Origin of the sequence: Spongorhabdus nitratireducens (genome assembly GCA_947387575.1) — a bacterium.
GTDB lineage: Bacteria > Pseudomonadota > Gammaproteobacteria > Pseudomonadales > Endozoicomonadaceae > CANDOC01.
In genome coordinates, this window is sequence record CANDOC010000008.1 from 83,222 (window position 1) to 96,909 (window position 13,688).

Annotated in this window: 12 protein-coding genes; 3 read left to right on the forward strand and 9 right to left on the reverse strand. The window is 49.0% G+C overall.

Annotated elements, in window-relative coordinates:
* Positions 1 to 6 precede the first annotated feature (6 nt).
* From ACYZZ0_RS15235 to cysK, 5 genes are all read right to left on the reverse strand, one after another.
* Positions 7 to 396, reverse strand: a complete 390-nt coding sequence (locus tag ACYZZ0_RS15235; protein ID WP_461537500.1) for a DUF4019 domain-containing protein — start codon at positions 394 to 396, stop codon at positions 7 to 9.
* A gap of 124 nt (positions 397 to 520) precedes the next feature.
* Entirely contained in the window at positions 521 to 1,189 is a 669-nt protein-coding gene (locus ACYZZ0_RS15240; RefSeq protein WP_461537501.1) for a tRNA (adenine(22)-N(1))-methyltransferase, read from the reverse strand.
* Positions 1,189 to 2,184 (reverse strand): 23S rRNA (adenine(1618)-N(6))-methyltransferase RlmF, encoded by a 996-nt coding sequence (gene rlmF, locus ACYZZ0_RS15245; RefSeq protein WP_461537502.1) that lies wholly within the window; start codon positions 2,182 to 2,184, stop codon positions 1,189 to 1,191. The genes ACYZZ0_RS15240 and rlmF overlap by 1 nt, the downstream gene beginning before the upstream one ends.
* 68 nt (positions 2,185 to 2,252) lie before the next feature.
* On the reverse strand, positions 2,253 to 2,708 hold the full coding sequence (locus ACYZZ0_RS15250; protein WP_461537503.1) for an RDD family protein: 456 nt from the start codon (positions 2,706 to 2,708) through the stop codon (positions 2,253 to 2,255).
* 150 nt (positions 2,709 to 2,858) lie between these two features.
* Entirely contained in the window at positions 2,859 to 3,830 is a 972-nt protein-coding gene (gene cysK / locus ACYZZ0_RS15255) for a cysteine synthase A (protein ID WP_461537504.1), read from the reverse strand.
* 202 nt (positions 3,831 to 4,032) lie between these two features.
* Here cysK and ACYZZ0_RS15260 point away from each other — a divergent pair, with 202 nt between their 5' ends.
* A complete protein-coding gene (locus ACYZZ0_RS15260) occupies positions 4,033 to 4,746 on the forward strand; it encodes an NYN domain-containing protein (protein ID WP_461537505.1) in 714 nt (237 codons plus the stop codon).
* 11 nt (positions 4,747 to 4,757) lie between these two features.
* Here ACYZZ0_RS15260 and ACYZZ0_RS15265 read toward each other — a convergent pair whose 3' ends face one another.
* Together ACYZZ0_RS15265 and ACYZZ0_RS15270 are read right to left on the reverse strand one after the other, a co-directional pair.
* On the reverse strand, positions 4,758 to 6,251 hold the full coding sequence (locus tag ACYZZ0_RS15265; RefSeq protein WP_461537506.1) for an Npt1/Npt2 family nucleotide transporter: 1,494 nt from the start codon (positions 6,249 to 6,251) through the stop codon (positions 4,758 to 4,760).
* 32 nt (positions 6,252 to 6,283) lie between these two features.
* The gene (locus ACYZZ0_RS15270; RefSeq protein WP_461537507.1) at positions 6,284 to 7,063 is read right to left on the reverse strand and encodes a hypothetical protein; all 780 of its coding nucleotides are present in this window, start codon (positions 7,061 to 7,063) and stop codon (positions 6,284 to 6,286) included.
* Between the two features lie 187 nt (positions 7,064 to 7,250).
* On the opposite strand from ACYZZ0_RS15270, the gene putP reads away from it, so the two are divergent.
* A complete protein-coding gene (gene putP, locus ACYZZ0_RS15275; RefSeq protein WP_461537508.1) occupies positions 7,251 to 8,741 on the forward strand; it encodes a sodium/proline symporter PutP in 1,491 nt (496 codons plus the stop codon).
* A gap of 100 nt (positions 8,742 to 8,841) precedes the next feature.
* The gene (locus tag ACYZZ0_RS15280) at positions 8,842 to 9,411 is read left to right on the forward strand and encodes a DUF4136 domain-containing protein (RefSeq protein WP_461537509.1); all 570 of its coding nucleotides are present in this window, start codon (positions 8,842 to 8,844) and stop codon (positions 9,409 to 9,411) included.
* 66 nt (positions 9,412 to 9,477) lie between these two features.
* Here ACYZZ0_RS15280 and putA read toward each other — a convergent pair whose 3' ends face one another.
* Positions 9,478 to 12,654, reverse strand: a complete 3,177-nt coding sequence (putA, locus tag ACYZZ0_RS15285; RefSeq protein ID WP_461537510.1) for a bifunctional proline dehydrogenase/L-glutamate gamma-semialdehyde dehydrogenase PutA — start codon at positions 12,652 to 12,654, stop codon at positions 9,478 to 9,480.
* A gap of 172 nt (positions 12,655 to 12,826) precedes the next feature.
* Positions 12,827 to 13,600: a helix-turn-helix domain-containing protein gene (locus ACYZZ0_RS15290; RefSeq protein ID WP_461537511.1), complete on the reverse strand. Its 774-nt coding sequence runs from the start codon at positions 13,598 to 13,600 to the stop codon at positions 12,827 to 12,829.
* Positions 13,601 to 13,688 lie beyond the last annotated feature (88 nt).

A 13,688-nucleotide genomic window follows, 5' to 3' on the forward strand; every position in this document is an offset into this window, starting at 1 on the left:
TAATAACTACCTGATGTAGTAACCAACAGCCTTCCAGTCGCCGTCATTTTTGACAAAGGCGACGGTTTCAACTGCATCAGCCTTGTTTTGGAAAGCCGTGTTATACACAAAAACCAGATAGTCACCCTCAGGCGCTCCGGGAAAACGGGTATGATTTTCCGAGCTCACCAGTGTTCTGGTTTCAACCAGACCCATCAAGGCCCGTGCCTGTCGTATCATGGCATTCCAGTCATCACTGGCGATCTGTTGCTGGAAATAACGGGCCGACTGTTCCCAGCTTTCCTGATAGGCACCATTATCAATCAACTGTAACCAGGCTTCTGCCCTAACCTGCTCACTGCTCGCATGAGCCAGTGAGGCTCCCCAGAATATCAAGGCTGTCAAAATAGTCCGCACTTTATCCCCTCGCTGGATAGAGTTATGCTGGCCCCGACAACAAGGCTATCAACTTATCACAGCGAAAGGGCTGACTGTTTCTGTCAATATGCGCCCGTTTTACTTATCAAACCGCTCATTACATTCAGGCAGATAACAGAGTCTGATAGGCAGTAATAATATTCGAGACATCCCTGCGACCACCCTGTTGTATTCTTTGATAGTGTTTCAGTGTTCGCTGCAGATACGACTGATGCTCAGGGCGGTCCAGCTGCCACATATGTGTACCGGTGACAGAAACAGGTTCGGAGCTGTACCGGGATACATGAATCATTTCATAGTACTGCTGATTATCCTGCAGAAGCCGTTCATCAACCAACCCAAGCCCCAGGGCTTGCAGCGATACTCTGACTTTATAGGTGTGATATACCGGGCAAAGAAGAAACTCCAAATTATGCTCCGGGTAGGCTGCAACAATCTTCTGAACAAGTTCAACCATCAGGTCACCACCTATCCCGGCGATAATCACCAATTGAGACTGCTCTTTTGCCGCCAGAGGCAAGCAAGCAACATCAAGGCAATGCACCTGCCAGTTATGGTCCGGTGGGGGGAATCTTTGAGTAAGCTTGTGTTCGACCTCAGCCATCAATGACTCCACGATATCCACAAAATGAATAACATGCCCAGCCCGACGCTGTAGCAGCGCGGTACCCAGTAAGCCATGATCACAGCAGCAGTCCCAGATATGATCATAGTGGCGAGTTACCATCTGATTAATCAGCTGCAACCGCGCACTCAGTTTTACCTCTGCCATTAATTGAACCACTGCTGTTGTTCTTCGGTATTATGGAATGTCCAGCACACCATTCGACTGGTTTTCTGTCCCTGTCCCATGGAAAGCGTTTCAACCTGAACAGCTTTTGCTTTCTTCAGGGCTTTGTAGATAGCAGGCAGGTTTTCTTTTTTGGCCACAAGACTGGTAAACCACAGACACTGTTTTGCAAACGGTACGCTTTGCTCAATCATCTTGCGTACAAAAGCAGCTTCTCCACCTTCACACCAGAGTTCATTACTGCGGCCACCGAAATTAAGCACCGGAGTCCGGGAAGATGTTGTCGGCTTGTTCTTTCCGCTCTGACGACTACGTTGCAGATTACGACTTTTACGCTGGCTACCCGCCAGTGCTTCTTCAGCAGAACGATGAAACGGCGGGTTGCAAACAGTAAAATCAAACCGATCATCCGGCGTTACAATCCCGGTAAAGATATGCTTTGAATCAGGCTGGAACCGACAATGAATTGAACGGCTCAGCTTGTTTGCCTGAATGATTTGTTCAGCGATTCCCAGAGACTTCCGGTCAATATCTGATGCAGCAAACCGCCAGCCATAAAGCGCATTTCCCAGCAATGGATAAATTAGGCTGGCACCACAGCCAATATCCAGTCCACAGATACTTTTGCCTTTGGGAATCCTGCCACCATTACTGCCAGCCAATAGATCTGCAATAGTATGAATACTGTCAGCCCGTCCTGGTATGGGTGGACACAGGAAGTGCTCGGGAATATCCCAGAACTTGATGCCATAACTGTCTGCCAGCAGGGCTTTATTAAGCAGCCTGACTGCAGTCGGGTTGGCAAAATCAATAGTAATCTGTCCAGCTGGATTTTTTTTTAGATACCGCTTCAAATCAGGGCAGCAAACCACCAAAAGCTCAAAATCATAAGGTTTGTGATGCCTGCTACGAGGGTGTAATCGGCCCTCAGCTGATTTTGTCTTTTTTTGGGTTGATCTGTATCTGGAACTGGACATACATCGTTCAGGAACATGGAATGAACCGCTATTATAACGACCATTCCTTCTCCTGAGTTAAAAGATGTCTAGCTGCTCTCACCTTGAGCGATACGCCTTACACGTGTACCTGCAACTTTATCATGATAGAACAGCCGTTCTTTGTTAAAAAGCGGGTACAAAAACCCTAGACCGGCGGGAAGCAGTGCCACAAATTTAACCACATTTCGTTTTGCCGAGGTGCGAAATGTTAAGGGTTCACCATCAGTGTGAACAACTCTGACTCCCAGCAAAGCTTTCCCAATCGAGTTTTTTATGTTTGAACCTTCAAAAATAACGAAATAGACAATACATAAAATTGTCGATAAATCTCTGATTATATTTCTTTGTTCGTAGAATGATTTTTTCGCTTCATAATCATTCGGAAAGTTAACAAACTGGCTGTATACGACATCAAAGCCCTGGAAAAACCAGAAAAACGCTGCACAAAATAAGGTGATGGGGAGGACATCAATTGAAAATGCCAAAAGCCGACGAATAAACATACTCAACTAACCGTATTATTCGAATGAAAGAGTATGCTGGCTTCTCAGGTTGGATCGGTTCTATTTATTCAAGTAACCCAAGATTAGCGGCATACCTTAAGTTTAAAGGTGCCGCCAATCTATCATTAAACACTTGCCCAATAAATAGTATTACTGAACTGTTTCATTCTCACTGAACATGCCATCAAACAGGGCTGTAGACAGATAACGCTCACCGGAGTCCGGCAGCAGCACCACAATATTCTTGCCCTTATGCTTTACCTGCTCAGCCACTCTCAGAGCAGCAGCTACGGCAGCACCACTGGAAATACCGGCAAGAATGCCTTCTTCCTTCATCAATCGATGCGCAGTTTCCATCGCTTCTTCATTGGAAATTGGCTCAACCTGATCAACCAGTGTCAGATCCAGGTTGCCCGGAATAAAGCCGGCGCCAATACCCTGAATCTTATGCGGGGCAGGCTTGGGCTCTTCACCTGCCAGAGTCTGGCTGATAATAGGGGAATCAACCGGCTCAACCGCAACGGAAGTAATCGCTTTGCCCTGAATCTCTTTGATATAACGGGATACACCGGAAATTGTGCCACCGGTGCCAACACCCGCGACAAAGACATCAATTTCACCATCCAGATCATGCCAGATTTCCGGGCCGGTAGTTTCTTCGTGAATTCTCGGGTTGGCCGGATTTTCAAACTGTTGCAGCAGCAGATATTTATCCGGGTTGGTTTCTGCCAGTTCTTTTGCCTTGGCAATAGCACCGGGCATACCTTTGGCAGGCTCGGTAAGCACAATATTGGCCCCCAGAGCCTTCATCACTTTGCGCCGCTCAATGCTCATGGATGAAGGCATGGTCAGTGTCAGCGGAATACCACGGGAAGAAGCAACAAATGCCAGCGCAATACCGGTGTTGCCACTGGTAGGTTCAATCAGCTCCATACCCGGTTTGAGTTTGCCTGATTTTTCCGCGTCCCAGATCATACTGGCACCAATGCGGCATTTCACACTGTTGGCCGGGTTACGGGATTCAATCTTGGCAAAAATATTGTGACCGGAGGCGAGGCGATTCAGTTTTACTAACGGGGTATTACCAATTGCCTGTGCATTGTCGTCAAAAATCCGTGCCATCTCTGCTCTCGTTATTCTGGCTGCATGAAGCTCAAGACTATAAACGTCAATACGAAGAGCACAAAGTAATTAATTTTCATTTTGTAAGATGATTTAAGAATAAGGGGCGCTATTTAGTCAGCAAGAAGCTCGGTTGGTAGCGTGTCCAAGGCTAAAGTGGCATGCTAGAACAACGATGGAGCTATTTTGTGGTTAAAGGCTGATGGATAATAACAACACCATACAGAAGCCCGACAGCCAGGGCCGTATTGCTATTCTGTTTGATGCCGAGAATATTTCACCCCGTCATGTAGATACGGTAGTAAAGAAGACTCTGCTTACAGGACAACGTCCTATCATTCGTGCCTATGCCGATTTTTCCCGGCCGCATACCCGATCCTGGGAAGCCCCTGCACGCCGGCACGGACTACGTACCATTCACCAGTTCAGTCAGGGGTCAGGAAACAGCAGTAGCGACTTCCTCATGATGTACGACGCCTTCAAACTACTACATAGCGGCAAGGTACAACATTTTGTAATAGTCACTCACGACAGTGATTTTGCCACGCCCATTCTGCTCATTCGCCAGTCTGGCGGCTATGTTCATGGCTATGGAGAGCTGGGCCGCACACCGGAAGCGCTACCGGAAGCCTGTGATACTTTTACTAATATCCGGCCTGCCAGCCAGAAAGGTCACCGGGAATCACCTAACCAGCTTCCCATGTCTCTTATCAAAAATCTGACCGAGGCCTGTCGCGAACTTAGCCCGGATAATCAGTGGCTATCACTGTCCAAGCTGGGACAAAGCGTCGAAGCGCCACTGCAAGGAGAGGGGTATCGGTTTAAAAACCTTTCCCGAATGGTAAAAGCGACCGGAGCATTTGAAACCGATGAAACACGAGCAAATCAGTACGTAAGGCTGGTTTCCGGCTTGTAAAACCCCACCTGTTAATGGCTGCCTGTCGTCGAGCTATCAAGCTGCTGCGACAGACAGCCAACAGCCCCCAGCCAGAGCAGTGCTGCAACCAGAAATATGCCTCCCAGCCAGAACATTGCCAGCGAGAGTGAACCCATAGCAACAATCAATCCCTGTTGCATAAAGGCGCTACCTGACTTACCCAGCCGGCTTACCAGTAGTTCAATAGCCGCTTTGCCTTTATATTTTTCTTCACTGGTTAATGGCACAAAAACCATTTCCTTGGTGGCATCAAACAGGGTGTATTTTGCTGACTTGCTTAGAACATTATTTGCCAGACCAAGATAAACCGCCATGGATAACAGCTCATAAGACAAAAACCCTGTAGTCTGATGCAAGTGGCGGTTGTAAATGACTGCAATAAAGAAAGGAATTGCCGTGATAGCCATCAGGAGCGGAGTTGCCAAAGCCGCACGTTTCCAGCCTTTTCTTAACAATCGCTGCAGTACAAAACCACAGAGCAGGCAACCCAAACCATTCAGAAAAGTCAGTTGTCCCATAAAACCGGCATACTCCAGTTCGGTGCTATAAAACTGAACAACCTGACTTTTCCACGCCACTTCGACCATATTGATGCAAATACAGTAAAACAGCATGATCAGAGCAATAAAACCAAGACTGGATGACTGCATCAGAAACCGGATACTTTCAAACAAGGGCAAGTTGGTAACATGGGCAGGTTGATTTATTTTTCCCTTCCCTCTTTTTACTCTCTTTGCCCCCTTTACTTTATCTACCTGTCGCCAGCGTTTTGTACAGCTAAGATACAACAGCAGAATGAGTAACCCATTCAACAGAAAAATAAAAGTCAGCTGATCCATACTCCTCTGCCAGCCAATTGCTGCTCCCATTTCCCGGTTAGAGGATATACACACAATAACCAGTGGCCCGGCAATAATTGATGCTGAATTCCCCAGCATTGCAATCAAGGGATAGGATTTCAATGCGCTGGTTGAGCTGTGTAAATCATTAACCGTCGTCCAGAACAACAAAGCAATAACACCGGACCCCCATAATTCTGCCAGTGCAAAAAATAAGACCAGTGGCCAGTGATAAACCAGCTCAACAACAATATGCAGTTGTTCGGGTAACAACCTTGCAAGCCAGTCACAAAAACTCACCGGGGTCAGCTGATCAATAGCAGGATAAATTCCCCAGGAAAAAAACAGCATCCAAAGCAGAAAAGGCGTTATTGAAATAATAAAAAGCCGGGTACGACACAAATGATTCGCCAGCCAGCTATACCCCAATAGAAATAAGAAAGCACAAGGAACAACAACCCAGAACTTAACAAAAGGAATCGCCTCAGCCCCAACCCGGGTAACCAGTAGTGACTCTTTCAGATTCCGCATGATGTCGAAATTAATAATGGTAAAAAACAACATCAGAGCCAATTTCAGGGTTAAAGCATGAACCTCCATTACTTTTTGAATACGACCATACACAGACCCCCACTGTTTTATCATGGCTGTCACTCCAGAATACAATTGGTATTATTTCAGCTGCTATAGACCGGATCAGAACCCAGAGTCAGCGTCATTTCTCCCGTGTCGGAAGAAGGAAACTGGCCGCTGTAAAATTCAAAATGCAGCCGATTGGCCATCATTAGTCCCTTGCTGAGGGTTACCCCCTGAATCACAGTACCCATTTCAGGTGCCCGCAGCAGAAAATCGTCAAGTTTTTGTCGTGCTTTTTGTTCCATTCCACACTGCCGGAGCAGATCAACGGTATGAATCAACCCCTCATATCCGGCTCTGGATGCATAGCCAAACTGTTGAAAGTAACTGTCCAGATGGCTGTTCAGACTTGAAACTTCAGCCGGCGGTTCATCAGGAACAGGCTGCGTGACATCGCGGATCACAATCAGATAAATCTTGTCACAGGACACAACCACACCAAGATGAGCAGCTTTGTGCTGAATGCGGGAAAAACGCCAGGCCAACTGAATATCGCCATAAGAGTGCGGCACACTGGAGAAGCCGGCTATTCGGGATGGATGAACATGAGCCGTACCAATATGATCCGGCTGTGAAACAGGCTCATCATTAAAAGCAACAAAACAGGTGCTGCCCCTGATAAGAGATCCGCAGCTGATTTTTGCCTGTCTGCCGGCAGAAGGCAGAAACAGATGGCAACCATACTCCCTGGACTCTTGTTCTGACGTTTCTTTCAAAGCCTGCATAGCTGCTACGAAATCGGCTGTCAGTTTAAGCATAAAGGGAGACGGAGCTTGTGCATTGGACTGGCAGCAATATGCGACATACTCATCCAACAACATTCTTTTCAGCCCCGCTACCAGATAAACGACGCACCCTTATGCAGACTAGTTCAGCCTGCCTGCGAGGACAGGGTGATCATGATATAATTTCCGCCGCACGGATCTGACGCTACGTTTTATAAATATAAAAGCGGGCTCAATTCCAACAATAAAAAATCCACCAGACAGTTGTTGCAGGGGGAACTGCATGGAGTCTACCTTCGCCATAACGGCGACGTTTGTTGCTTATCTGTTATTAATGCTTTTTATCGGGTTTATTGCCTGGAAAAAGACGTCCGGTTCATCCGATTACTTTCTTGGTGGGCGCTCATTGGGTCCCTGGCCAGCAGCATTAAGTGCCGGAGCATCGGATATGAGTGGCTGGTTGCTACTGGGTCTGCCCGGTTATGCCTTTGCTTCAGGCTTCGAGGCTTTCTGGTTGGCCGGAGGTTTGCTGGCAGGTACCTGGCTGAACTGGCTGTATGTTGCTAAACGTCTGCGGAATTATACCATCGCAGCCGACAACGCTCTCACACTGCCCGCCTTCTTCACCAACCGTTTCAAGAGTGAATCGAAGTCACTGCAAGTTGTTTCTGCAGTTTTCATTCTGCTGTTCTTCCTGTTCTATACCAGTTCAGGTCTGGTTGCCGGCGGCAAGCTGTTTGAAACCGTATTTGAGCTTGATTACAAGATCGCGGTTGTTACCGGTGCCGGCTGTATCATTGCCTACACCCTGTTCGGCGGTTTCCTTGCCGTATCCTGGACTGACCTGGTACAAGGCCTGCTGATGGCAGCTGCGCTGGTGATTGTTCCCATCATGGCCATGCAGATTATGGACACCGGTCTGTTTGAAATGATGGGGCAGATGGAGAAGTTCAATGCTTCCCTGTTAAATCCATTTACTGATGCCAACGGTAAAGCACTGGGATGGATTTCCGTACTGTCGCTGCTGGGCTGGGGTCTGGGTTACTTTGGTCAGCCACATATTCTGGCGCGTTTTGCTGCAGTCAGAAGCAGTGAAGATATTTCGACTGCCCGTCGCATTGCAGTAACCTGGTCCGGCCTGTCCATGCTCGGCGCCATGCTGGTTGGTTTTGTTGGCCTGCTGTACGTGAACGCTCATATGGGCGGAGAACTGGGCGATGGCGAAACCATCTTCATGATCCTGGTTAATACCCTGTTCCATCCTGTTGTCGCCGGTATTCTGCTGGCAGCTATTCTGGCTGCGGTTATGAGTACAGCTGACTCCCAGCTGCTGGTTTCCTCTTCAGCCCTGGCGGAAGATGTATACCGTGCGGTGGTGAACAAGGATGCTACTCCCGAGCAGGTTATGAAAGTCGGCCGTTTTGCCGTCATCGGCATCGCTCTGGTTGCTCTCATGCTGGCAATGAACCCCGACAGCTCCGTGCTGGGTCTGGTTTCCTACGCCTGGGCCGGCTTCGGTGCCGCCTTTGGTCCGGCTCTGGTACTGAGCCTGTTCTGGAGCCGCATGAACTATGCCGGTGCGCTGGCAGGCATTATCACCGGTGGTGTGACTGTTGTTGTCTGGAAACAACTGCAAGGTGGCTGGTTCGATCTGTATGAAATTATTCCGGGCATTATTCTGGCCACCATTGCCGTTATCGTGGCAAGTCTGGTGACTCAGGAGCCTGATGATGAAGTCGTACAGATTTTTGATCAGGTAGCGGCCGAGTCCTGATAACAAGTCCTTAAAACAAGGACTAATCAAACGTCCTGATAAACAGGCAGGTTATCTCTTACAAAGAATAACCTGCCTTCACTCAAGAGGGCTGATCATAATGACTCTTTTCCGACTGTTAAGTATTTTACTGTTTACCATTCTCAGCGGGTGTGCGTCCCAGAATGTCGATTGGGATTATGATCCTGCCCACACTTTATCAAGCCTGAAGACCTATACCTGGCTCAACACCAGCCAGAACAAACTTGGTTATGACAGTGAAGGTCTTACCCGACAGCGCATTCGCACAGCAGTCGATCGAGAGCTGGCAGCAAAAGGTTTCCAACGGATAAAACTGGATGCAGGAGAAAGCCCTGCTGGAAAAGTTGATTTTCTGATCAACGACCGCACCGAAGTAAAAGTGCGACAGCAACAGGAAGTCACCAAACTCTACGGCGGTTATGGCTACTACCCCTGGATAACCGGGTTTGGAGTGGAAGCAACAACTCGTCAGTATGAACAGGGCACACTGATCATTGATGTGGTCGATCCACAAACCAGAACACTGATCTGGACCGGGCATTCATGGTCTAAATTATCCCGAAAAACTACACCTGAAAAACGAATTGCAAAGATTAATCAGGCAATCACTCTGATTCTTTCAGGATTCCCTCTGCCTCAGCAGCATTAAATGAGCTGAGTAAGGCAAATACCAGAGAGGGAGCACTCAGGCTCCCTCTAAATTCAACACTGATGCTTAGTTGTCATTTCCAAGTGACAAGAGTGTCGCATTACCACCGACTGCTGTCGTGTTCACGGTTCGGGTCCGTTCTGTCGCAAAACGGTACAGGTAGTGTGGACCACCCGCTTTTGGTCCGGTACCGGACAGCCCTTGCCCACCGAATGGCTGAACACCAACAACAGCACCAATCTGGTTGCGATTGATATAGACATTGCCGACTCTTACACCGGATGCAATTTGCTCCGCTGTCGCTTCGTTACGGGTATGAACCCCCAATGTCAGACCAAAGCCGGTGTTATTGATAGAAGTGATCACCTGATCCAGCTCTGAAGCCTGATAACGAACAACATGAAGAATCGGGCCAAAGTGCTCTTTCTTCAGCTGTTCAATGCTGTCAATTTCAAACGCTACCGGAGCGACAAAGCAACCATGGGAGCACGCTTCAGAGAGCTCGGTCTGGGCCAGGAATTTGGCTTCCTGGTGCAGGTGGGCAATATGCTGTTCCAGTCCTGCGCGAGCCTCTTCATCAATAACCGGGCCGACATCAGTTGCATGCAGATAAGGCAAGCCAACTTGCAGTTCAGCCATGGCACCTTTCAGCAGCTCAGTGATTCGGTCAGCGACATCAGTCTGAACAAACAATACCCGCAATGCTGAACAGCGCTGACCAGCACTGGCAAAAGCAGATTGCACCACATCACGCACCACCTGCTCCGGCAGCGCAGTGGAGTCCACAAGCATGGCATTCTGACCACCGGTTTCGGCAATCAGCGGCGCAATAGCACCTTCACGTGCAGCCAGAGTACGATTAATCAGTTTGGCTGTTTCTGTTGAACCGGTAAAAGCAACGCCGGCAATGCGTTCATCAGATACCAGACGATGACCAACAGTGACGCCATCACCCGGCAACAGCTGGACGACATCTGCCGGAACCCCTGCTTCCAGCATCAGCTCAATAGCCAACGCAGCAATCAGGCTGGTTTGCTCAGCTGGTTTGGCAACAACGGTATTACCAGCTGCCAATGCTGCAGTCACCTGTCCCAGGAAAATCGCCAGCGGGAAGTTCCACGGACTGATGCAGGCAAATACCCCACGGCCTTCAAGCCGAAGCGTATTGGACTCACCGGTAGGTCCCGGCATGACAATTTCATCTGCAAACTTTTCCCGGGCCTGAATCGCATAGAAGCGACAGAAATCGACAGCCTCTCGAACCTCATCAACACTGTCATGCAGAGTCTTGCCGGCTTCACGGTGACAAAGTGCAATCAGCTCGGCGCGATGTTCTTCCAGCGCGTCAGCCAGTCGCTCCAGACAGGCTGCACGCTCTGCAGCCGGGGTATCATTCCAGCGCAGGTAGGCACCGGCAGCCAGATTCACAGCTTCAGATACATCGTCTTCTGTAGACCAGCTGATCTGGCCTGTAGTTTCACTGTGGTTGTAAGGACTGTAAATAATCTGAGGCTCGGCACGCTCTCGCAGCTGGCCATTTACAATCGGGCCATAGCACCACTTTTTGTTCATAAAGGATGCCACTTCGGCATCGAATGGTTCCCGAATGGAAGCAATATCGGAATTCACACCACGGGAATTTTTGCGGGAAGCGCCAAACAAATCGCCGGGCAGAGGAATCTTGTCATTCGCCAGTGACGAACGCTGTTTCAGCACATTGACCGGATGATGCACCAGATCAGAAACCGGTGTATTGGCATCTACCAGACGATGTACAAACGACGAGTTGGCACCATTCTCCAGCAGACGGCGAACCAGATAGGGCAGCAGATCTTTATGGCTACCAACCGGCGCATAGATACGCACAGTCTGCATATCCTGCTGTTCCAGCACCGTGTTATACAGCGCATCGCCCATACCATGCAGACGCTGGAACTCGTATTCATTATGAGATGCCATCGCCAGAATACTGGCAACAGTATGCGCATTGTGGCTGGCAAACTGTGGATAAATCCGGCCTTTTGCCTGTTCACTCAACAGGAACCGGGCACAGGCCAGATAGGAAACATCTGTCGCTTCTTTGCGGGTAAATACCGGATAAGATTCGATGCCATTTTGCTGGCACAGTTTGATTTCGCTGTCCCAGTAAGCACCTTTAACCAGACGAACCGGAATCCGGTCACCCTGTTCTTTGGAAAGAGCGGTCAACCAGCAAAGTACTGGCAATGCACGCTTGGAATATGCCTGAACAACCAGACCGAAATTGCCCCAGCCTTTGATCTCCGGGTGACGATACAGTTTTTCAAAAAGATCCAGCGAGATTTCCAGCCGGTCCGCTTCCTCTGCATCAATAGTAACGCCGACATTACGCTGACGGGCTTCACGCAGCAGGTTGAGCACGGTTTCAAACATTTCCGACATCACGCGCTGATACTGAGCCTGCTCATAGCGCGGATGGAGTGCGGAAAGTTTAATAGAAAGCGTCGGAGCCGGAGACGAAGACTTCTCGTTGCTGTTCAACTCGCCCACAGCCTTGATCGCGGACAGGTAATCTTGACCGTATTTTTCTGCATCAGCTGCTGACAGTGCGGCTTCACCCAGCATATCAAACGAGTAGGTGTAACCTTTTTCCCGCGGCTTGCGGCCATTCTTGATAGCTTCTTCAATGGTACGTCCCAGCACAAAGTGACGCCCCATGATTTTCATCGCCTGGTTTACCGCCTGACGAATAACAGGTTCACCCATTTTGTTGACCAGGCGGTTAATCACACCGGAAGAAGAGCCGTCTTCATTGCGGTCCATGGTGACCACTTTACCAGTCAGCATCAGGCCCCAGGTAGACGCATTCACCAGCAGTGAATCACTTTGTTTCAGGTGTCTTTGCCAGTCAGCAACACTAAGTTTATCGCGAATCAGGGCATCAGCCGTTTCAGAGTCAGGAATACGCATCAGGGCTTCAGCCAAGCACATCAGCAGAATACCTTCATGGGTGTCGAGGCTGTATTGCAGCAACAGTGCATCCACCATATGAATGGCATCGTCGCGCTGCCGAACATCTTCAATTAACCGGGTGGCACGTTCAGTTGTGTCAGCCAGTAACCCCGGAGTCGGTTCTGCAACGGCAATCAGTTCCTGCAGCAATTCAGATTCATCAACACCGTAATGCGGCGAAATCAACTGGCGCAGGGCACCAGTCCCCTGTTCGAAAAAATCAGGTCGAAAGGCCTGTGAAACCTGGAACATATTCTTTTCCCCTTACGACACAGCACGCATATTTCGCACGGTGTCCCGGCTTTTGGCCGGCACTGTTTATTCTATTGAGCCTGACTCTAATTGCTGTAGCCTCGAGTCGTCTTGCGAAAAACTCCGGACTTTTTATTCAAATCTACAGAGCAGGGGTAAAGAATAACCAAAATCAGTGGATTGCGCCCTGATAGATACGCTCTGCTCCGGTGTTTTGTTTGCGGTAACTCAGCGGGGTAATACCCAGATATTTTTTCATCGCATGGCTGAGAGCGCTTTGGCTCGAAAAGCCGCAGCGATGTGCAATCTCGCTGACAGGATCGACCGTTTCAACCAACAGCCGTCGCGCCTGATCGAGCCGCTGGGCAATAATATACTGGTGAGGTGTTTTACCTATCCGCTCCCGAAAGACTTCATGCAACCGGCTGGCACTCATACAGGACATCGCCGCCAGCTCGGAAACCGGTAATGACCGCTCCAGATTGGCCCGGATATATTCCTGCAGTAACTCCAGATCAAATACTTTCTTTTCTGATCGCAGCCTGCTTTGTCGGTCCCTGAGTGCCAGACTTCTCAGCATACTGCTGAAAAGTGCATCTTCCAGCAGACCGTCCTCAGGAAACTGCTGTAATTCGGTACTGGCTACGCTGATTAACCGGGTCAGGTTGGCATCGACCCGGAACCAGCCAGAGCGATTCAGTAACTCCTGCTCAATAGCTGATGATCTTTCATCAATATTCAGCAACATCAGTTGATTATTGTTCTGGCCGGCAAACGCATGATGGGTCATGGCCTGTAAAATACAGCCCTGTCCCGGAGTCACTCGCCCTGACCGCCCTTCAATTTCAAAATCCGCTAGTCCCTCCAGTGCAATCACAATCTGATGATGTGAGTGACAGTGGGCATGTTCAGCTTGTGGCAGGGAAATGATCTCTATTGTTTTCATTACTCGAAATGAATGCGTGTAATTTCGGGCGCGATTCTACCTTTAAAAACCACCAAATAATGCAAAAATATTTCCTTTTTGAAAGGGG